This is a genomic window from Telmatobacter sp. DSM 110680 (assembly GCF_039994875.1).
GTDB lineage: Bacteria > Acidobacteriota > Terriglobia > Terriglobales > Acidobacteriaceae > Telmatobacter.
The window spans coordinates 3,312,626-3,334,256 of sequence record NZ_CP121196.1; the positions used below are offsets into that span (position 1 = coordinate 3,312,626).

The window sequence follows — 21,631 nt, forward strand, 5'->3', positions numbered from 1 at the left end:
CCTGTTGCAGACACCATATGAATCTCAAAGATCTCCTGTTCTCCGATCGACGAGTGTCTACCGCTGTAACTCTTGCAATCCTGCCATGGATCATCGCAGCATTTGTTGCGAGTGGTGGTAGCGTACATGTCGCTATCGACTTTCTTTTATACGGAATTTTGATTGTTGCTACCGGCTACGGCATCATTTGCGCGGCGCTCCCGTGTCTAGCGAGATCTCAAGCAATCTTTCTGGCACCGGCACTGGGTATCCTTGCGCTCTCGGGTTTGACCGCGCTCTGGCTACGAGTGCCGCTTCCACTCGTCTGGGTACTGCCCCTTTGGCTCGGGCTGTTTGTGGCCGGGGCAGTGTGTCTTTGGAAGGATCGCACGATTTGTGCGAAAACGACGGTTCCCCATGCCGGGATTCTAACCATCCTGTCCTTATTGATCTGCGCGGTGTTCTTCTTCTTCCCGGCCCGCAGGGACGCAGTCTTGCGAGGAGATGGAAGCTTCAATTGGATATACGCCGATACGGAGCATTTCTACTCAATTTCTTCGAGCATTAAGAGAGAGGAACTTCCACCCAAAAGCCCGGGAACAGTTACAGCGGATCTCCTTTATCACTTTGGTCCCTATGCACCGGCCGCTGTGATCTCCAGAATTGACGGTCTTGAGTTGGGGGATGCCTTGGTGCGCGTGACTCGTGGCGCATCGATTTGGGCGCTTGTGCTCTCGTGTTTTGGATTGGGAACATTACTCTCATCCAGAGTAAACGAGGAAAAAGTCGGGGGAATTGCTACCGTCGCAGGGCTTTTCTTTTATGGTTCTATCTCGTCGCTCTTTACGGACGAGAGAAACAGCTCAAGTTATGTGACGGGAGCCATCCTTTTCAAGATACCTCAGGTGGAGGTGCTCGCTGATGGAGGGCCGTTCAGTCATCTTCTATTAGGGCATTCGGTGCTACACGGCCTGGGTGCCATAACTGCAATCATGAGCTTGTGCCTCATCGAAAGTGGGCGAGAGTCTGTTTCGGTTTGGCGGAGAATAGTATTTCTTGCTCTACCATCTCTCGCGGTCCCGGTGAATTCAGTGGCGGCTCTGTACTGTTTTGGCATCGTGGGTGTTCTTTTGTTTTGGAGACACCTTGCGACTCTCTGGGCGTGGATTTCAATTTTGCTGATGGTCAGTCTTTTTTGGGAGGCCTGGCACATCATGGGCTACAGCCATGCCTCAGATGGCGCGATGACGACTGTCAATACGCATCCGACTACGCAATGGTGGATGCTCACTGTTGGATTTCTGGTCGGTCTGGGCTTTCGAATAATGGGATTTCGCTGGATCTCAAAGCCTCTATCGGATCCTCTTGCAGCTTTGGTTCTGGTGAGTGTAGTCGGCCTGCTGACGTTCAACCTTCTATTGTTAATCAGGGATGGAAATCAACGATACGGCATCTACTATCTGCAATGCATGTTCAGCATTTTTGCATTTTCTCGTGTTACCCCCGGTTGCTGGCGTGGCTCCGAACGCTCTAAATGGGCCGCATCGTGGTTCAGGCTGGCTAAGATAGGCATGGTCGTTCTCACGATTTCGGGAGTCTTGATTGGTATCGTTGCCCAGATAACTCACAGCCACACAGGTGTCGATTCATTTGGCGTCAAACTCCTTTTATGTGTCATTTCAACCCTGTTCCTCGTTGGTGTTTCCGAACTGATGAAGCGGAACGTCCGCTTTTCCAATACGGCTTCCGCGATTCTCATTTGCACACTATCGCTTGGATTTCTAGCATGGATTACGCCATGGATAAACTTTGGCATGGGGCGGATGAAGATGGATGTGTCTCTTGCTCCCGGCGAGGTACGAGGACTGAAACGTCTTCGGGAACTTGATTCAGGGGACGAGCGATTCGCCACGAACAAACATAGTGTAGAAAGCCTGGCCTCAAACCGCGAGCGATCCTACGGATATGTTGGGCTTTCCGAGCGTCCCGTGCTTCTCGAAGGCTATCTGGATCGGGGCGAGACACTACTACCCTGGTTTGAGACACTGCTTCATGACAATGACCTGATGTTTACTACTTCCGATCCGGGATTGATGTACAACATTGCCAAGGCTTGGCACGTCCATTGGCTTGTCGCTCGTCCGGGAACAGACATCGCCCTACCGAGACCGCTGCCCGCGTGGCTAGTCGAGCAACAGGATTGCGGTGATCTCAAGATTTACAGGGTGAATTATTGAGGAGTCAGATATTCTGATGGATCGTAAAGTCACCATCGTCATGTACCACTATGTCCGCAATCTGGAGCGCTCACGGTACCCTGGGATCAAGGGGCTATCGGTCGAACGATTTTGTAGACAGCTTGACTACATTCAGATCAACTACACGCCTATTTCGGTAGATGATTTATTGGCTGCGCTTGCATGCGAGAAGAATGAGCTGCCGCCCAATCCAATTCTCTTAACCTTTGACGATGGGTACGTGGACCACTTCGCAAATGTATTTCCCCAACTGGATTCACGGGGCATTAAGGCCTGCTTCTACCCATCCGCGCGACCAACTCTTGAACATAGAGTGCTGGACGTCAACAAGATTCAGTTCTTGCTCGCATCTGTTTCCGATGCTGGAATCTTGCTTGACGAAGTGTTCTCGTCCCTCGCGGAGTTTCGCGCGGAATATCAATTAAAAACAAGAGAAGAGTATCTCCGCGTAGAGAGGGTAAAGCATCGTTACGACAGCGGCGAGGTGAGTGTAGTCAAAAGCCTTCTCCAGCACGAACTGCCGGGCGCGGTGCGAGAAGAGGTCGTGCGGCGATTATTCGCGAAATTTGTAACGGCCGACGAGGCTGCTTTTGCCTGCGAACTTTACATGTCGGTGGATCAGATCGCCTGTCTGCGACGCTATGGAATGCACATCGGCAACCACGGTTTTTCTCATGTTTGGCTGAATCGCGTACCCGCAGATGTGCAATCATTTGAAATTGATCGCTCACTTCAGTTTTTGAACAAGGTCGGAATAGAAGGTGACCAGTGGACGATGTGCTATCCCTACGGCGGATACAATGATTCGGTTTTGCAAATTCTGAAGGCTCGCCGATGCCGGCTTGGATTCGCGGTGGAGAACCGCGTTGCGGATCTTAAGGTCGATGATCCGCTGACACTACCTCGAATAGACACGAACGATCTTCCAAGTTAGGCTGCTCAAAATGAAAACGATGATTCAGATGTTGCAAGACCTCACGCCTCTCAATCGAGCGGTTTGCTCCCTCGGCTACGATCAGTCCGTGAGCTATCTCTGCAACGAGTTACCATTTCACGTGATCGCCGTACCGAGTTCCTACGAACACAATGGATGGGTTATACCTCCGTCCTGGGATGTCGTAGAAGCGAAAATTTTCAAACAGGGGGTTATGGTTTATGACGGAACGAGCCATCCCCTTGGCGTAATTGCACTTTCAAATAGCTTTTCTGGAACCGTAGGGTTGGACGAGCTCTTGCGTCATGTCCACTACGATCACCGATATGAAGACTCGATTCCTTTCCATTATCGACAGCAATTCCGAAGCTGGAGTAGGGATTGGGGTTTTTGCATGCCAAAAAGCGTGTATGACCGTCTCACCCCAGGTGATTACGAAGTCATCATCCGCACTGTGGAGTCACCAGGCGTGATGAAGATCCTGGAGTACAAACACCAGGGCTCCCTCGACTTGACGATCGTGCTCGCGGGTAGCCTGGATCACGCTGGTGTGGCAAATGACGGGCTAGCCGGTTGTGTCGTAGGTATGGAGGTGATGCGTCGCCTGCAGGGACGAAAAACCAAGTTCACCTATTCCCTTGTTCTGTCACCTGGAATTCTTGGATCTGAGATTTACTTGGCCTGGCTCAATAAGCAGGATCGCCAGCGCATTCTTGAAGGGATCTTTCTAGAGATGCTTGGTTCTGACACGCCACTCGCCGTTCAGGAATCGAGGCGAAGTATGGTAAGCGTGTCGCATGCACTGAAGTCCAGTCTGGATCAGTTGGGCTTGGCTTATCGGACGGGTCCTTTCGAAAGTATTATCGTGAACGACGAATATGTGTGGGAAAACTATGGCATCCCCATGCTCTCCTTTTCGCGATTTCCGTATCCGCAGTACCACTCAAGCTTGGATTCTGCGGAGATCATGAAAGATACCTCGCTCAACGAGGCGGTTGACGCGTTGATAGGGGCTGTCGATCGTCTCGAAGCGTCGCCCATGATTATGCGAAAATTTGAGGGAAACATCTGTTTGTCGAATCCAAAATACGATTTATACGTCGACTATGGACAGATCGCACTGGGAGATAAACTAACTGATGGCCGGCGCCGGATGAGAACCCTTATGGACCTTATCCCCGCCTTGGAGCGCCCCGTAAGTGTCAAAGCCTTAGCAGACCACGTAGGGATACCAGAAAATGAGGCAAACGAGTACCTGCTTCGATGGGAAGCGAAAGGCCTGATCGACCTGTTATGACCGTGTCACGCCTTAGGTTGTGCTCGCATCGCATCTGCCTGTTGGCAGAATTCTTAAAACCATCAAGCTAAAAACATGCCCCACCCTTCTAACATATCGATCACGGATATAGATTCTCGATTGCCGCCAGTTTCAGAGTTCAGACTGAAACCTTGGAATCACTCTTACGGTGGCGATTACTACGGGTCGCTCAAAGTGGCGGCGGAATACTGTGAATTTGCAGAAGTTCCGGAACGCTACCCTGGAAACTGGCAGCATGGTACCTGGCCGCCGTGGCAGAAGATCCAGCCTGAAGTACTGGTATACGGGGCCCCCAAGTCATCAAGATGTTTCGTAGCGCGACCGGATGAAGTTAGCTTCTTGAAGGCTGGTGGCTATAGCGATGTCCGCGCGATCGGACTCCCAATCATCTACACTCGGCCATCTGGTCTCGAACGAATTCCGAATAGCCTGCTGGTGATGCCAACGCATTCACTAGTTACGGACGTGATACTGCCTCCGACTGGCAGATATATTAGCGAGATTGATTCAATAAGGAACCGCTTTGATTTCGTAGCAGCCTGCGTCTCTGCGCAATGCATTTCCAGGGGGATGTGGGTTAATGAGTTGACGCGTCGTGGGATCCCGGTCATTCGAGGTGCTGGCATCGACGATGCAAATGCTCTCGATCGGATGCGGGCGCTTTTTGAGAGCTTCGAATACGTGACTACCGACACCTACGGTAGCCACGTATCCTACGCGCTGTACTTTGGCGCGAAGGTTTCAATCTGGGGAACCGCTACTCCCGCACTTCGCGAAAATGTCCTAAGCGATGGGGCATGGGCGCCTTTTCCCGAAGCTGTAGATAAGCTTTTTTCAGAAGAAACAGCCCGTCATGAGCGGGAATACCTCAAGCCTCTGAGAGTTGATCCATGGAACGGTGTACTCGATGTGAGTTCTGGAAAACTCATGCTGGGTCACGAGAAAAAGCTCACTCCGAGTGAGATGCGACAAGCTTTCAGATGGACTCCCTCTGGAATCTTGACTGAAGGCATTCGACAGAGGGTGCGTAGTTCGCAACTTTGGCGAGCGGGATCGGCCGCCAAGAGGCGCCTCTTCGCGCATGAAAAGGGATAAGCCACCTTGAAGATTTGAATTGCCGGCTCGGTTTGTAAGCATCTTCGATAGACTCTTCATTTTGTCGTTCAGGCGCCTGAGCTTTCAGGATAGGCAAATCGCAGACTGCACCGAGTCGCCGATCACTCTCGAAGTAAGGCTCCAGAGAGACAATTAAGGCATCAAGATTTGCCACAACATTGTAGGGAACGCAAAGATCGAGCTATGGGAGATAGAATGAACATTCTGGTTACTGGTGGTGCAGGATATGTCGGTTCGACTTTAGTGCCTTTGCTTTTGGCCGACGGGCATCGAGTTCGTGTGCTCGACTCGATCCTCCACGGCGGTGATTCACTGCTTGGCGTTTGGCCTCATCCCAACTTCGAATTTGTCCGTGGCGATGTTTGTGATCGATCGGTGCTGAAGAAGACCGTCGCCGGAATCGATGCGGTCGTTCATCTTGCTGCGATTGTTGGAGATCCGGCATGTTCCCGCCAGCCAGATGTGGCTCGTGCCGTCAACTTGGATGCCTCTTTAAACCTCATCGAGGAGAGTCAGAAGGCTGGAGTCAATCGATTTGTATTTGCCTCCACATGTAGCAATTACGGAAGAATGAAAGACCCAAATGTATACGTGGATGAGGAATCAGAATTGAGCCCAGTTTCCCTCTACGCCGAAACAAAAGTAGCGGTGGAAAAAGCACTACTGGATAGCGGAAATAGTGGACGGTGGTGTCCAACGCCCTTACGATTTGCGACCGTCTTTGGAGTCTCGTCGCGGATGCGATTCGACCTAACGGTAAACGAATTTACAATGGAAATGCTCACAAAGAAGCACTTGAAGGTCTTCGGTGAACAGTTCTGGCGCCCTTATATACATGTGCGAGACGCAAGCAGGGCTATTCATCTCGTTCTTACGTCACCTTCGGAAAAAGTCGCGAGAACAGTGTTTAACGTAGGCGCAACCGATCAGAACTGGCAAAAGCAACAACTCGTTGAAATGATTCGGCCGCATGCCCCGGACGCCGTCGTAGAATTCGTGCACAGACAAGAGGATCCTCGAGACTATCGCGTATCGTTTACGAAAATCGCAAACCGGCTTCACTTCGAAATTACCCGGACCGTGGCCCAGGGAATTGAGGAAGTGGCGCACCTTGTGCGTAGCGGAGTTATTCGGAATCTCAGCGACGAAAGGTACCGAAATTGAGTCCAACCAGAGAGTTGATTCACGGTGTCTCGCCTGAAGTTGACTTCGTTCCATTGATCGTTCCCGAAATCCGTGGAAACGAATGGAAATATATCAAAGAGTGTCTCGATACCAATTGGGTGTCGTCTGTCGGCACCTATGTTGACAGATTCGAGCAGATGATTGCGGAGCGTGTTGGCACCAAATATGCCGTTGCCACAGTCAACGGCACCTCGGCGTTGCATATCGCGCTGATTATGGCAGGCGTTCAGGCAGATGACGAAGTGCTGGTTTCATCGCTTACGTTCATCGCCCCCGTCAACGTGATCCGCTACGTAGGTGCGTGGCCAATATTTATTGATGCCGAATTGGCTTACTTGCAGATTGATCCAGTTAGGGTGGCCGAATTCCTTGAAAGCAGCTGCAAATGGGATGGCGAGTGTTTGCGCAACATAAAGACAGGTCGCCGAGTGAAGGCGATTCTTCCGGTCCATATTCTCGGGCATCCGGCAGACCTTGATCCGATTATCGAGATTGCCTCGAAGTATTCTTTGCCGGTGATCGAAGATGCCACGGAGGGTCTTGGTGCAGCCTATCGCGGAAAAAGCCTGGGCAGCCTTGGTGATGCGGCTTGTTTTAGCTTCAATGGAAACAAGATCATTACCACCGGCGGTGGTGGCATGCTCGTGACCAACAACCCTGAGTGGGCCGCTCGCGCTAAATACCTGACCACCCAGGCGAAAGATGATCCGATCGAATATGTGCATAACGCAGTTGGTTACAACTATCGCTTGACGAACCTATTGGCGGCGATGGGATGCGCACAAATGGAACAACTCGATGCGTTTGTAGAAGCGAAACGACAGATTGCAAAACGGTATCAAGAATCGTTAGGAAATCTGGCAGGGATTCGGTTGCCGAAAGAGGCAGATTGGGCGTTTAGCACCTTCTGGATGTATACGGTGTTAGTGGACGAGAAAGAATCGCCTATAAACTCGCGAGACCTGTTACGCGAACTCGCAACCGCGGGCATTCAGACCCGTCCACTCTGGCAGCCGATTCACCGCTCTAAGGCGCACAGCTCTTCGCACGGCACTCCGTGCCCGAATTCAGATGAACTCTACGCGAAGGGTATTAGTTTGCCTTGCTCGGTTGGGCTCACGCCTTCCTCTCAGGGGCGCGTAATCGAAACGCTGATGAATCTCATGGGCAATCGTAACGGTTAGCTAATCATCAGTGATCCAGAAGCAGGTAATTCCGTCGCGCCATCAGTCTGATTTCTGAATCGTGCAGCTTCAATCGGTACGAGACGATGGGGTGTTAACAACTTAACGGGGCCGATCAATCCGAACATCATCGCGGAAAGTTCTAACCTCACCTCTAAAGATCAACCGCGGATAGTTACCCGGAGCCAGGTAATCAATGAGATTTGCGTTCATCACCGCAATGCTCGGGTCCCCTTGGGGCGGCAGTGAAGAACTTTGGAGCCAGGTCGCTATAAGACTTGTGCGTGCCGGCCACAAATCCTGCGCGTTGGTGCCATTTCGGTCGCAGCTTTCTGAAAAAGTATCGAATTTGGCCCAACAGGGTGTCATGGTCCGTGCCTACCCCGGTCCTTCGTTTCTTGCGGGGTCGACTCGTTACTTATGCGACAGGCTGACTATGGGCTCAAGAAGGGCCTCTGCGTGGTTAAGACGGTTTTCGCCTGATTTGGTCGTAATTTCTCAGGGCGAAATCGAAGGTGGTCTGAGGTGGGCCAGAGTCTGTCGTGAAGCCAGCATCCCCTATGTGATCATTCTCCAATGCAATAGCGAGTTGATGTGGTTTGAAAAGAATTCAGTTGATAAAGCTGTAGCCTGTTACACAGGTGCTCGCAGCGTTTTCTGCGTCTCCCAGGGGAATCTCGATCTTCTGCGCCTTCAGGTGGGCGAGCCGCTGCCACAGGGTGAGTTGGTTTGGAATCCTTACAATGTCTCTTCTGAACGTATTGCACCGTGGCCGACCGAAAACGATCTGTTGCGAATGGCTTGCGTGGCCCGGCTCGATCCCGCTGCCAAAGGGCAGGATCTGCTGCTGAAGGTAATGGCACGTCAAGAGTGGCGGGAGCGTCCAATTGAAGTCAATTTCTTTGGAGAGGGTCCCTACGATCTCGCTTTGCGACGGCTGGCTAGCTTGCTTCAAATAAAGAATGTGCGATTTCGAGGCCATGTCAACGATATCAACGCAATCTGGAATGAACATCATATTTTGGCGCTTCCTTCGAGATACGAAGGTCTTCCCTTGGCCTTGGTTGAGTCCATGTGGTGCGGTCGGCCTGCGGTCGTTACGGATGTAGCAGGCAATGCGGAATTGTGCGTCGACGGAGTTACTGGATTTGTTGCCTCGTCTGCTAGCTTGTCATCTTTTGCCGAGGCAATGGAGAGAGCGTGGGCGGCGCGTACGGAATGGAAACGGATTGGCGACGCTGCGCGCGCACGAGTCGAAACTCTAGTGCCAGAGGATCCGGTTGGTGTGTTTTCCGATCGATTGCAAGCCTGCGCTGCCGAGCACATCGGCAGCGTACCCTTGTCTAAAGCCGCTCAGGATCGATGATGCGATCAGTAATCTCGTTAACGTTTGATGATGGGCTTCGCTGCCACTTTGAGAAGGTTGTGCCTATTCTCGATGCATATGGTTTGCCGGCTACCTTTTTCCTGGTCGCGAACGCTGATTGGAGTCTGAAGGATGGGCAGCGACATCCTCGCTGGAGGAAGACGCACTGGAACAAAAAAGATGTGCAACTGCTGAAAAACATGATCCAGCAGGGACACGAAATTGGTTCGCACAGCGTGCATCACAGACATCCATATCTTGATCGCGATCCGCTGTATGAAGCGCAGCACTCCAAACAGTGGATAGAAGATCGGCTCGGTACAGAGATCTCTTCCTATTGCTACCCATTCTGTCATTTCAATGAACCCATTAAGGCCGCCGTCATCAATGCAGGCTATGGCCAAGCACGTTGGGGAGCAAACGAGGTCTATTATCCATTCGAGGAAAATATTGATCTCTTCAAGGTCGATTGTCGGCTCATCAGCAAATTTGGATACGAGCGAACGCGAGGCAATTTCATCGGCAAGTATGGTGCTGAAGATGTTGCGGGCTGGTCACGGCCCGATTGCTGGCACGTGTTGATGTTTCATGGAATTGGAACCATCAAGGATGGTTGGTGGCCAATTCCAGTAACAGAGTTTGAAAGGCAAATGGGTGAACTTGCTCGGATGCGAGACTCCGGCGAGGTCGAGGTTGCTACGTTTAAAGAAGGTGCCAAGGAATTCCGCCATCGAGAGATTGCGAGAGGTGAATTGCGCATTGAGGCTTCGACATGAATATCACGGTAATTGTATGCACATACAATCGCTGCCAAACCGTGACGAAGTCTCTGGATAGTATCGCCGTCCAAAATGTTCCCGAATTCGTAGAATGGAACGTCTTGGTTGTAGACAACAATTCGACTGACCAGACTCGCGAAGTTCTGGAGAAATATTGCATCAAGAATCCCAGGTTCAGCTACGTCTTTGAGTCAAAACAGGGACTTTCGCACGCTCGCAATGCAGGTATTCAAAAAGCGAGCGGTCAGATCCTGGCATTTACCGACGATGACGTGACAGCCGATCCAGACTGGCTCTGGAGTCTGACCTCATCGTTGAATGGAGGTGAATGGTCCTTTGCAGGCGGAAGAATTATTCCCGTTTGGCCGGGCAGGCTTCCGGACTGGCTCTCGGAGGATGACTTCGCTACGATGGGTCCATTTACTGGATTTGATGAAGGCCCCGAAGCCAAACGTCTAACGCGCCCGACGTATGGAGGCAACACGGCTTTCCGTCGTGAAATCTTCGAGAAGTATGGTTGCTTCCGGACAGACCTAGGACGTTCCAGCAACAATCTGCTAGGGCGGGAGGACATCGAGATCGCGAATCGACTCTTCGCCGCTGGCGAGCGGCTTCGCTACGAGCCTAATGCTGTTATCCGCCATCCGGTAGAGGAATACCGCATGACAAAGCGGTATGTCTTGAAGTGGGCTTATTGGGACAGTCGGTCAGAAATCGCGGATACAGGACCGCCAGAAACGAGATGGTCCATAAAAGGGGTTCCGCTCTCTCAGTTTCGGAGGGTAGTAAGGTGGGCGTTTCAATGGGCAATCTCGACGAACCCTCGAAGTCGGTTTTTCTGCCAACTCCAGATGTGGAAGGTCATTGGGACCGCTGTGGCGTGTTATCGCGAGTCGGGACGTGGAGTTCGCCAACCCTCTGCCGCTAGCCGGGTAACTTCCGAATGATCCGTATTCAATCTGAAGACTTCCAACCCAGATCCACGCATCAGGCATAAACATGTCGATTGTTCGCAGTCAGTGCTGGCCAAAGATCCTTTTCGTCACTTCCCACTGGCCCTTGGCGCCTGCCTACGGAGCACAGCAACGCGTATTGAATCTCGCCCGGTTGATGATGAGGTTTGCAGATGTATCTTGGGTCATCGCACCTTCTGAGCGTGAAGACGAAGAGACGGCACGTCGAAGCATGCATGAATTTGATGTGCGCGCCGTTATGCGACCTAAGCTGGCTAGCCCCGGTAGCTTCCTCGGCAGGCCGTTTAGGAGACTTCGCCACGAGTTCGACCGATCTTTTATGGAGATGGACGACTACATTGCGGAGGAAAGTGACCGCGCAAAACTACAGGAACTGATATCCGAGTATGATGTCGTTTGGATCCACACAATCCGAACAGCGCACTGGTTCCGGATCGATCGGTGGCCTCATTCTGTGCTGGATATTGATGACTTGCCCAGCGCGATATACCGTTCTACAGCCCGGGAAAACGGCAGCTTGATTAGACGTTTGAAAGATCGCCGAATGGCTTGGATCTGGAATAGACGTGAAAGAGTCTTGATTAACAGGTTCGACGTTTTGGCGGTTTGCAGCGAAGCCGACAGGTTATCCGTAAATCGCGCCGAGCAAACTTATGTCATTCCAAACGGAGCGAACCCTCAGACGATACACGTTCGCAAAAATTTAGAAAAACCAATTCTTGGATTTATTGGAAACTGCGGATTCTGGCCCAACGAAAATGGTCTCAATTGGTTCATCCACGAAGTGTGGCCATTGATAAAGCGCGAAGTCCCCGAGACTGAACTGCGCATCGTTGGAGCGGAAAGCGATCGGCTCTTTCCGACCATGGGACCGGACATCGCCGGCTTGGGATGGCTGGCTGATCCAGGAGAAGAGATCGCATCCTGGTCTGCTACGATTGTGCCGATCAAGATGGGATCCGGAACGAGAGTCAAGGTCGCGGAGGGGTTCGCGCGCAAATGTCCGATTGTCTCCACTTCCTTCGGTGCCTTTGGATATGACGTTGAAAGCGGAAGGGAACTTATCCTAGCGAATGCGCCAGATGAATTTGCGGCGGCATGTCTTCATCTGATTCGAAATCCGCAGAGCGGGGAGGAACTTGCCGAACGGGCATACGCTCGCTTCCTGGAATGTTGGACATGGAATTCCTTTCAGGGCTCCGTTGAAAACGCAGTTCAGGCCTGCCTTTCGAGGTCTGACGTCGGGTCTTCCACATCGAAAGAAGACACTCTTCATACACTTACCTCGTTCTAGGGAGTACCAAGACCGTAGGAATTGAGATCTGTCGGTCGCGCCTTTCTCTGCCCAGGTATCGTTCCAAGAAGAGTCGCCGCGCCGAAGGTCAAATAAGGTGCAAAAAATACAACTACCGCGTCATGTCCGATGCCAGAAATTCGTGCTTGAATAAGATGTTTCCCATTCGAGCGTTCAAATCGTGAAGAGAAAAGTCGCAATTGTCGGTGGCGGGATTGTCGGTCTTGCGACGGCGTATCGGCTTCTCCAACGATTTCCAGCGCTTCGACTGCTTCTTCTCGAGAAAGAAAGTGGGCCTGGCCGCCATCAAACTGGACACAATAGTGGAGTGCTTCACTCCGGCCTTTATTACAAGCCCGGTTCGTCAAAGGCTCGTCTTGCGGTCCAAGGCATCCGCAGCATGGTCGAGTTTTGCGCGCAGCACGATGTTCCATTCGAGCAATGCGGAAAGATCGTTGTTGCCACTGAAGAAGAGGAAGTTCCTCGGCTTCGCGAGCTGTTGGAACGGGGAAAAGCGAATGGATTGGAAGGCCTTCAACTTCTTGGTCCAGAGGGCATTCGAGAAATCGAACCTCACGCTTCCGGCATCGCGGGAATTCGCGTTCCGCAGGAGGGAATCGTCGACTTTTCCGCCGTTGCAAATACCCTGACTACGGAGATTAAAAAGCTCGGTGGAGAGGTGCTCTTTTCGTCAGAGGTGCTCAAACTGGACGACAAGAACGGTTGGAGGATCCAGACAAACCGAGGCGATTACGAGGCAGAATACCTAATCAATTGCGCCGGATTGCATTGTGACCGGGTGAGCCGGTTGGCGGGGAACCGCGACTCAACCCGCATCGTTCCTTTTCGTGGTGAGTATTTCAAACTAAGAGAAGACCGGCAACATCTGGTTCGAAACCTGATTTATCCGGTGCCGGACTCGAAGTTTCCATTCCTTGGCGTGCACTTTACGCGCATGATTCAGGGAGGAGTAGAAGCCGGACCGAATGCAGTCCTGGCCTTCGCGCGAGAAGGATACAGGATGAGCGATATTTCCATTCGAGATATGATCGAGACGCTGACATACCGGGGCTTTTGGAGGTTTTTTCTTCGCTATCCTCGGATGTGCTGGGAGGAATTCAGGCGCTCGATGAGCAAAGCCCTGTTTTGTCGTTCTCTGCAGCGTCTGGTCCCCGATCTCCAAATTCAGGACCTGGTCCAAGGGGGAGCAGGCGTGCGGGCGCAGGCAGTTTCGCCCTCGGGGGAACTGGTGCAGGATTTTTGTTTTGTCCGGCAGCCAACGGCACTTCATGTTTTGAATGCTCCCAGCCCTGCGGCAACAGCCGCCTTAGCGATTGCAAACGATGTGATTGACCAGCTGAAAGATGCACTGAGCTCAGTCTGACGACCCGCCGGTTTGTGATTAAGAAATTAGCGGATTACAATGCAACATCTCGTTATTACTCTGCGTTGGCAGGTCGTTTGATGGGTGTAGAAGAGTCGGGGGAATTTAGTGTTCGATGACGGTACGAAAGTGAATCGACAAGCAGGCGTAAGTCTCTTGTTGACCGAACATTTCCGATGCCCTGAAGACCTCATCGATCTGACGGTCAACGAGGGTATCGCTGGTGAGTTAGGGTACTTTCGCTTTGGAGCCGAAGCGGTCTGCTTCGGTCAAAGTACATCTGCCACCGCATGTTCAGTAACTGACTCCCTTTACGACGTCCAACAAGACGTCCGCAATGTGAATGGGAAGGCTCAACTTCCGTTCGATCCAGTTGAAGTCGTAGGGAATTTCCGCAACGAGCGCTACAAACGGAGCCCATCAAATGATCGGAAGGAAATAGACGCAAATAGCCTGATCCGACAACTCTACTACTTCGTCCGACCTTTGATGCCCGTTGCGGTGCGCAAGCACCTGCAGCGAAAGTATTTTCGTGGTTGGGAAAAGATTCCGTTTCCGAAGTGGCCAGTCGATTTCAGCACTGAGAAGCTCTTCGAGCAACTTCTCATCGTTTCAATGAATGCGCAAAATATCAAGAGTCTGCCCTTTATCTGGTTCTGGCCGGAAGGTGCACCCAGTTGCGCGATCATGACGCACGATGTGGAGACAGCAGCGGGTCGGGACTTCTGCATCCAGTTGATGGATATCAACGATTCATTCGGCATAAAGTCAGCGTTCCAGGTTGTTCCTGAAAAACGGTACGGCGTACCTCAAGATCTTCTCGATGCAATTCGGACTCGAGGCTTCGAACTGAATGTTCATGACCTGAATCACGACGGCCATCTGATGAAGAGCCGTGAAGAATTCTTACGACGTTCGGCACACATAAATCAGCATGGACGGAGATTCCAGGCATCTGGATTTCGCTCGGCGATGCTGCACCGGAACCTTGAGTGGTATGACGCCTTGGATTTCTCGTATGACATGTCTGTGCCGAATGTGGCGCACCTCGATCCCCAGCGGGGCGGCTGCTGCACTGTATTTCCTTTCTTCAATGGAAAGTTGCTAGAACTGCCCGTCACGATGACGCAGGACTACTCGCTCTTTCATATCCTGAGAGACTATTCGCTCGATCGGTGGAAACAACAAATTGAGTTGATCATGGAACATCATGGCCTCATGAATTTCATTGTGCACCCGGACTATATCATCGGTGCACGTGAGCGCCAGGTCTATGAGTCTCTTCTCGACTACCTCAGAAGTCTGAAACAACAGGAAGGTGTTTGGTTGGCTCTTCCGGGAGAAGTCGATCGATGGTGGAGAGAAAGATCGAAAATGAAACTTGTCGAGGACGGCAACGGCTGGCACATTGAAGGGCAGGGCCACGAACGCGCTCGCATAGCCTATGTGCACCAAGATGGTGGACATCTCTCCTTCAGCTTTGACGAGCAATTGAAAGAGTCGAAATCAACAACAATCCGAGCCAGTACTGCTCAAATTTCAGAGGTTCGTCCGCAGCAAGACCCAGGCCCTCCCGTTTTACAGCCACGAACGCTTTAGTTCAGATAAGGTCATTTGCGTCGATCGCATCGTGGGAAGCGATTCGCTTCTCGTCGCAAGAGCAACAGTCAATAGGAGAGATACAGAGGCCGTGAAAAATTCAGCAGATTGTGACGTGATCATCATCGGGGCCGGTCCGTATGGCCTGTCTGCGTACGCGCACCTTCGCGCGTCGGGCGTAAACGCAAAAATCTTCGGAGAGCCGATGGAATTCTGGGATAAGAAAATGCCCACCGGCATGCTTCTTCGTTCCCCTCGGGAAGCGTCGACAATCTCCGATCCGGATTCCCGATTCACCCTGGAAGCCTATGAAGCCGCCACTGGAACCAAGCCTGAAAAGCGAGTTCCGCGCGAGACATTCGTCAATTACGGGAAGTGGTTTGAGACACAGCTGGGGTCAGGGGTTGATCGGCGCAATGTCGCCAAGCTCAGCCCTGACGGGTCAGGCTTCGAGGTCGCTCTTGCGGACGGAACCAAATTCAAAAGCAAACGCGTAGTGATTGCGGCTGGGGTAGGCCCCTTCAAGAAGAGCCCTGCATGGCTCTCGGACCTTCCTGCAGACCGCGTCTCTCATTGTTATGAAGGAAGAGACTTACTCTCGCTTGGGAAGCGTGTTGCGGTTATTGGCGCAGGGCAGAGCGCACTCGAATGCGCAGCCCTTCTTTGTGAAGCCGGCGTGGATGTTGAGGTGATTGCTCGCATCCCAGAGCTTCGATGGATCGGTATGCACAAACGACTGCATCAACTTGGACCGATCTCCAAAATGCTCTACTCCAAGCACGATGTTGGCCCAATCGGAATCAGCCGACTGGTTGCATATCCCAAGGCCATGTATCATGTGCCGCTAGCCGTGAAGGATCCAATTCGAAAAAGGGCAGTGCGGTCTGCCGGGGCACCGTGGCTAATACCGCGACTCAATGAGGTGAAGATCACGACTGGCCATTCGGTCACTTCTGCAAAGAAGTTGAATGGTGAAGTTCAGCTCATTCTTGATGACGGCAGCGAAAGGCGAGTGGATCACGTGCTGATGGGCACAGGGTATGACGTGGACGTTTCAAAATATGGCTTTCTGTCGCCGGAACTCGTGAAGGCCATTCGTCAGCTCGATGGATATCCTGATCTCACGGCCGGATTTTCATCATCGGTTTCCGGACTTCACTTTATTGGCGCAGCCGCTGCAAGAAATTTTGGACCCTTACTCTATTTCGTAGCAGGCACCGAGTTTTCGTCAAAAGAGCTGACTCGTTATTTCGTTCGTAATCAGCCAAGGAACGGAGCAAACTAACGTGATCACCCAGCCATTGGATTCTCCGACTTTTGGCGACTCTGCAACGGTCGCGACAAGAAGGAAAAACGTCGGCGCCCTAGTGGTCGGGGGCGATCACCCGGGATTGGGGATTGCACGAAGCCTCGGGCGGCGTGGAATTCCCGTCTATGTTCTGGACGACAAGTATTGCATCTCGCGGTTTTCAAGATACGTGACGCGTGTCGTCAAAGTTGACGATCTTCTCGACGAGCGGAAGACCGTTGACGCTGTGCTCGAAGTTGGAAGGCGGTTTGACCTTCGCGACTGGGTTCTGTTTCCGACGCGTGATGAAAACGTTGCTGCATTCTCGCGTTATCGGGATGAAGTCGCGCAGTTTTTCAGAGTGACGACCGGAGAATGGCAGAGCGTTGAATGGGCTTGGGACAAGAAGAAAACATATGAGTTGGCAGAGAAGCTCGACATCCCGGTTCCCCAAACGTTCAGCGTAAACAGTGCAGAGGAACTTTCGTCTCTCTACTCGAGGCTACCCTTGGCCATTAAGCCCGCGATCAAGGAGAACTTCTTCTACGCGACGGGAGCAAAAGCCTGGCGAGCCAATACCCGCGAAGAACTTCATCAGTACTATGAAAAAGCTGCGCACCAGATCAAGCCGGACGAAATCTTGATTCAGGAGATCATCCCCGGGGATGGCCGGGAGCAGTTTTCGTATTGCGCATTCTTCCAACAAGGAAAGGCGACTAGCACTCTAACAGCACGCCGCGCGCGACAGCATCCACGTGAATTTGGACGCGCTTCCAGCTATGTCGAGACCGTAGATTTGCCGGCGATCGAAGAGCTTTCCGAGCGCTTCTTGAAGGCGATCAACTTTCATGGTCTAGTCGAGATTGAATTCAAGCGGGATCCGCGAGATGGTAGATACAAGTTGTTGGATGTGAACGCCAGAACATGGGGTTTCCACTGGCTTGGGTCCGCATGCGGAGTTGATTTTCCTTACCTCGCGTTTGCTGACCAGCTAGGTTGGAATGTTGAGCAGACTCGTGCTGCAGCGGGAATCGGATGGCTTCGCCTCCTTACCGACGTACCAACAGCCGTCTCCGACATTGCGCATGGCAGCCTGAGCGTCGGCGCATATCTGCGGTCTCTTCGTGCCACACGAGTAGATGCTGTGTTCAGTTGGAGCGACCCACTTCCATTCATGGCTGAAGTGATGCTTCTTCCCTATATTGTCGCGAAGAAGTATCCAATCACCGCCAAGCGAGTTTAGAACTCAAGAGCGGAGGAGGCGACCGTCGATCACGATCGCCAACCTTAGAGTTCGATTCAGCCCACATAACCAAAACGAAAGTGGTTCAGCCTCACGCGTATTATGGCGTTCTACTATGGGATAGTGACGCTGGTGATATTCGACGGATTGCTTTCAACACCTGCATCATCGACACTCTTGACGACGTAGTCGTACGTTTGTCCACTCTGGACAGCGGTGTCAGTGTAGCTTGTATTGACGTCGATAGAAGAGTTCAGCAGTTGATAGCTAGACCCACCTGCCTGCATGCGATACACGCGATACCCTGCTAGCGCAACCGGTGTGGAACTCGGCGCGTTCCAACTCAACTGCACATGATGCTGTACTGAACCAGTCGGGCCTGACCCGTCCAGTTGAAACACTTCGGTTTGCGATACCCCATCCGCTGTCGCAGTCAACGTTGCCGATTGCGTGGTGCTCACGGCGCTTGCAGTGATAGCGAAGCCTCCGGTTGCCGAACCTGCAGGAACCGTCACTGATTTTGGAGCCGTCAGCGCGCCATTATTACTTGATAGCGATACTACTGTCTGGCTTGTTGCCGTTGCGCTCAGGTATACGGAGCACGACTTTGTTGTCGGTCCGGTGATCGTCTGTGTTCCGCACGAGACCATCGTCAAACTTGGCGTCGCGGCGGCTGCAGGATACAACGTAATCACATCTGTTTTGATTACGCCGCCGGCTTTCCCTGTCAGCGTGACGTTTACTGATTTACTTACGGCTGCGGAAACTGCGTTGAACCCCACACTCGAGGCTCCAGTCGCAATTAGAACTGAAGCGGGTACTTGCAGCGAGGCGTTGCTGCTGGTGAGTGAGATCTTTGTAGAACTTGTTGCAGGCGCGCTTAGATAAGCTGAGCATTCTTTCGACTGCGCCCCGGTAAGCGATTGGGTTCCGCAGGAAATCTTGATCAACGTGCCACCCGTCGAGGCACTCGAAGTACCCTTCGTTATGAAATTGGAGTTCAGCGTTAGGCCGCCGCACCCCGATAAGAGAACGACTAGAAATGCAATCGGAAGGGCAATCGCGCTCGTGACAGCTGTTCTTTTCCGAAGGAAAGAATGCGAGAAGGTCATCGAGACTTTTGAAGGGTTGCGGCTGTCTTGGATTCTCAGATGCGGCTTCGGCTCTTGCGCCGTGAGTTCAGGGCCCAATTCTGGCCCTCTCTTGAACTGATACATCTACTTCTCCTCGGTAGGTGCGCTGCGGCACCTTGTCTGAAAGCCCAACTCACGATTTGAGTCTGCTGGCGGTTAGAGAAACAGTGAGCAAAAGTCCCAGCAACCCGTGATTGGGAAAATCGTAATTGGATAATCTGAAGCAAGTAAGCTTCAGAGGCTCAAGGTTGTTTCACTCCTTTCACCCGGGGTCCAACCCATCCCCAAAGCAGGAATTTCCGCACGTGTAGCGCCGGCTTCTCTAGCGCCACACGAAATTCAATCCTTCATTACCAAGGGTGTCTTGTATCAGTGCGAAACGCTCGATCAGCGAGTCGTCTTGCGGAACAACCCTTCTTGCCAAAGACAGAATGCGAAGACGCACTCGGTCCTGATGGCGCGCAGCTTACGTTCGCTGCAATGCAGTTTTTGAGCCCTGGTTTAGAAATCTCTATGTGGCGCTGTTGCAAGAGGTTGACCAAAGGTCTACCAAAGAAGGTTACTTTAGTGGTATCTCAATAAATCGTTATACTTGCAGCGCTGGTGTGAGTTGTTTTCAACAGGTAGCATGCTTCGCTCCATTGAAGTTAGCTATGTAAATGTTTCACTGTCTGGTATTAACTACAGAGTAAATCTAAGATTTTTTACATTAAGCATTTATCGACCTTTCCGGTCCAAAAGTAGGCGAACTGGGCGAATAAGGTAATAAAGCGATGCCAGTGCTTTGGGGAGCTTCACGACCGAGCGATCTCGGGCTGTGGGCTGCAGGAATTTGGGCGATAACATAACAGCGACGGTTTGCCAAAACCCCAGGAGTTGAATAAAGTAGGGCACCAGTCCGTCCGGCTTCATGCCGGGATTCTCCGCAACGTGTTTTCCCAGAAACTCCGCAAGTTTCCGCGCCCTTCGATCCCCTTCAAATCTCCGCAACACTTCGGTGGGCACCTCAGCGCCGGAAATCTCCCTGGCCAATAGAACCCCGAGGGCAACGCAGCGAGTCAGTCCCACGCGCTTTGCTTCCTGCCGCACAAAATCCCAATCCAGCCGCGGCTCACTTTCCAGCAGCCTCGCGACGTCGCAAATCCATACAAGTCTTGACCACACGTGCTTGCTTCCGTGCATGCAAAGCATTAGCAGGCACGAAGCTGCGTCGAAATTCAATACGTCGGCGCCCGCCAGTCTCGTCATTCTTCGGCGCGGCCATACCCAGTCGAGACCGATGTCGTGCCGATAGCGCGGCTGCGTCAGTTCCAACCTCCAGCGCAACTCCAGCACCATCCCATCATCAGGACGCTCGAAGTGGTATTCGAAGTAGTCCTTCTTTGCCGGTGATCCATCTTCCAGGACATCTGTCTTAAGTTCATAGCCTCGCTCCTTCATAAGTTGCGCAGCCGGCAGCAAATCGCGATACCGGATCAGAATGTCAAGGTCGCCTGCAGTACGGGCGGTCATGTCTCCGTAGGCGGACGCACCCAGCACTACGCCCTTGAAGGGAATTGCTGCGATTTCTGATCTTTCGAATAACCTCAGCACTTCCAGCAGCTCAGCTGCATTTGCGAAGCAGTGGAACGCATTTCGATCGAACTCCGATCGCGCAAGTTCCAGGGCCTTTGAATCGACACCGGTTTGATTCGCTGCGAGCGCGGAGAATAGGCCCGGCAAGATGCCATGCTGTCGTGCAGCCTCGATCACCTCTTCCCAGCATGAGATCTTCCTTGCCAACTCCGGGATTGTATGGTCGCAGCCCGCCGCACTCTTCCGCACAACCGCTCGAAGTAGGTTAGCTGTGTCGCGATCTACAACCCTCATCCTTACCTCTTCCGTAGCAGCGTCATTGAGCTGGCGTCTCGTAGTTTTATTGTTCCGCAACTCGAGCGATCTACTTTAGTTCTCTCCTCGTCTCTCAACTCCAAAGTTTTATATCCCCAGAAAGTACCATGCGAGGTAGATTACCAGTCGGAGTGAAAGCGTTACTCACGAAGAGAAGAATGAAGTGCTTAGTTCTATCGCGTCTAGCTGGATGAGCTATCCTTCAACTGCATTCTCGTCCCGCAAGAGAGAAGCTAGGAGATTTCCCATGCAAGTTGAGCGCATCAGCTCTGAAGATTTGGTTGTCAACTCCATGCCTGATGGTTCTCGGGTCATCCGCAATGTGAAGGACGAAACCGTATTCGCCCTGAACGCAACGGCCGGCGCTGCGTGGGACGCATGCTCCTCTGCTACTACTATCTCTGGCGTTGCTGAAGAAATGAGGCGCTCGTTCGATTCCAAGGTCACTGATGAAATCGCCGAAGCCTCTATCGTTGAACTGCGGGATAAGAAACTCATCAATATCTCGGGTTCGGGATTCAAGGCCACTCGTCGTCAGGTGCTGGCCGGGCTAAGCGCCGTTGCGCTGCCGCTCGTCGTTTCACTCACCGTTGGCGAGCAAAAGGCGCACGCTCAGAACGCGCAATCGAATGACGAAAACTGGCAAAGACCGCACGCCAGCGTTCCCAAATCACATAAAAAAGACGGATTCTGATTCGTCGATTTAC

At 52.2% G+C, this 21,631-nt stretch carries 18 protein-coding genes; 16 read left to right on the forward strand and 2 right to left on the reverse strand.

What is annotated here, in order from left to right:
* Window positions 1–17 precede the first annotated feature (17 nt).
* The 14 genes from P8935_RS13675 (at window position 18) to P8935_RS13740 (ending at window position 17,901) form a co-directional block, all read left to right on the forward strand.
* A complete protein-coding gene (locus P8935_RS13675; RefSeq protein WP_348260853.1) occupies window positions 18–2,216 on the forward strand; it encodes a hypothetical protein in 2,199 nt (732 codons plus the stop codon).
* A 16-nt stretch (window positions 2,217–2,232) separates the two neighbouring features.
* Window positions 2,233–3,171, forward strand: a complete 939-nt coding sequence (locus tag P8935_RS13680) for a polysaccharide deacetylase family protein (RefSeq protein WP_348260854.1) — start codon at window positions 2,233–2,235, stop codon at window positions 3,169–3,171.
* Window positions 3,172–3,181: 10 nt separating this feature from the next.
* Window positions 3,182–4,468 carry a DUF4910 domain-containing protein gene (locus P8935_RS13685; protein ID WP_348260855.1) on the forward strand — a complete coding sequence of 429 codons (1,287 nt, stop codon included), beginning with the start codon at window positions 3,182–3,184 and terminating at the stop codon, window positions 4,466–4,468.
* A 606-nt stretch (window positions 4,469–5,074) separates the two neighbouring features.
* The gene (locus P8935_RS13690; RefSeq protein ID WP_348260856.1) at window positions 5,075–5,584 is read left to right on the forward strand and encodes a hypothetical protein; all 510 of its coding nucleotides are present in this window, start codon (window positions 5,075–5,077) and stop codon (window positions 5,582–5,584) included.
* 216 nt (window positions 5,585–5,800) lie between these two features.
* On the forward strand, window positions 5,801–6,769 hold the full coding sequence (locus P8935_RS13695; protein ID WP_348260857.1) for an NAD(P)-dependent oxidoreductase: 969 nt from the start codon (window positions 5,801–5,803) through the stop codon (window positions 6,767–6,769).
* Window positions 6,770–6,783: 14 nt separating this feature from the next.
* Window positions 6,784–7,974, forward strand: a complete 1,191-nt coding sequence (locus P8935_RS13700) for a LegC family aminotransferase (protein ID WP_348260858.1) — start codon at window positions 6,784–6,786, stop codon at window positions 7,972–7,974.
* A gap of 562 nt (window positions 7,975–8,536) precedes the next feature.
* Window positions 8,537–9,340, forward strand: a complete 804-nt coding sequence (locus P8935_RS13705; RefSeq protein ID WP_348260859.1) for a glycosyltransferase family 4 protein — start codon at window positions 8,537–8,539, stop codon at window positions 9,338–9,340.
* On the forward strand, window positions 9,337–10,116 hold the full coding sequence (locus P8935_RS13710; RefSeq protein ID WP_348260860.1) for a polysaccharide deacetylase family protein: 780 nt from the start codon (window positions 9,337–9,339) through the stop codon (window positions 10,114–10,116). Before P8935_RS13705 ends, P8935_RS13710 begins: the two co-directional genes overlap by 4 nt.
* Complete coding sequence (locus P8935_RS13715; protein ID WP_348260861.1) at window positions 10,113–11,066, forward strand: glycosyltransferase family 2 protein; 954 nt, start codon at window positions 10,113–10,115, stop codon at window positions 11,064–11,066. Before P8935_RS13710 ends, P8935_RS13715 begins: the two co-directional genes overlap by 4 nt.
* A gap of 604 nt (window positions 11,067–11,670) precedes the next feature.
* Window positions 11,671–12,387 carry a glycosyltransferase family 4 protein gene (locus P8935_RS13720; RefSeq protein ID WP_348260862.1) on the forward strand — a complete coding sequence of 239 codons (717 nt, stop codon included), beginning with the start codon at window positions 11,671–11,673 and terminating at the stop codon, window positions 12,385–12,387.
* Window positions 12,388–12,568: 181 nt separating this feature from the next.
* Window positions 12,569–13,771, forward strand: a complete 1,203-nt coding sequence (lhgO, locus tag P8935_RS13725; protein WP_348260863.1) for an L-2-hydroxyglutarate oxidase — start codon at window positions 12,569–12,571, stop codon at window positions 13,769–13,771.
* A gap of 687 nt (window positions 13,772–14,458) precedes the next feature.
* On the forward strand, window positions 14,459–15,370 hold the full coding sequence (locus P8935_RS13730) for a hypothetical protein (RefSeq protein ID WP_348260864.1): 912 nt from the start codon (window positions 14,459–14,461) through the stop codon (window positions 15,368–15,370).
* A gap of 91 nt (window positions 15,371–15,461) precedes the next feature.
* Complete coding sequence (locus P8935_RS13735) at window positions 15,462–16,655, forward strand: FAD-dependent oxidoreductase (protein WP_348260865.1); 1,194 nt, start codon at window positions 15,462–15,464, stop codon at window positions 16,653–16,655.
* Window position 16,656: 1 nt separating this feature from the next.
* A complete protein-coding gene (locus P8935_RS13740) occupies window positions 16,657–17,901 on the forward strand; it encodes an ATP-grasp domain-containing protein (protein ID WP_348260866.1) in 1,245 nt (414 codons plus the stop codon).
* A 113-nt stretch (window positions 17,902–18,014) separates the two neighbouring features.
* Here the strand turns inward: P8935_RS13740 and P8935_RS13745 are convergent, their stop codons facing one another.
* The gene (locus P8935_RS13745) at window positions 18,015–18,362 is read right to left on the reverse strand and encodes a fibronectin type III domain-containing protein (protein WP_348260867.1); all 348 of its coding nucleotides are present in this window, start codon (window positions 18,360–18,362) and stop codon (window positions 18,015–18,017) included.
* Between the two features lie 10 nt (window positions 18,363–18,372).
* On the opposite strand from P8935_RS13745, the gene P8935_RS13750 reads away from it, so the two are divergent.
* Window positions 18,373–18,789 (forward strand): hypothetical protein, encoded by a 417-nt coding sequence (locus P8935_RS13750; RefSeq protein WP_348260868.1) that lies wholly within the window; start codon window positions 18,373–18,375, stop codon window positions 18,787–18,789.
* A 962-nt stretch (window positions 18,790–19,751) separates the two neighbouring features.
* Here the strand turns inward: P8935_RS13750 and P8935_RS13755 are convergent.
* Entirely contained in the window at window positions 19,752–20,903 is a 1,152-nt protein-coding gene (locus tag P8935_RS13755; protein WP_348260869.1) for a nucleotidyltransferase family protein, read from the reverse strand.
* A 268-nt stretch (window positions 20,904–21,171) separates the two neighbouring features.
* On the opposite strand from P8935_RS13755, the gene P8935_RS13760 reads away from it, so the two are divergent.
* Window positions 21,172–21,618 (forward strand): PqqD family protein, encoded by a 447-nt coding sequence (locus P8935_RS13760; RefSeq protein ID WP_348260870.1) that lies wholly within the window; start codon window positions 21,172–21,174, stop codon window positions 21,616–21,618.
* The last annotated feature ends 13 nt before the right edge of the window (window positions 21,619–21,631 follow it).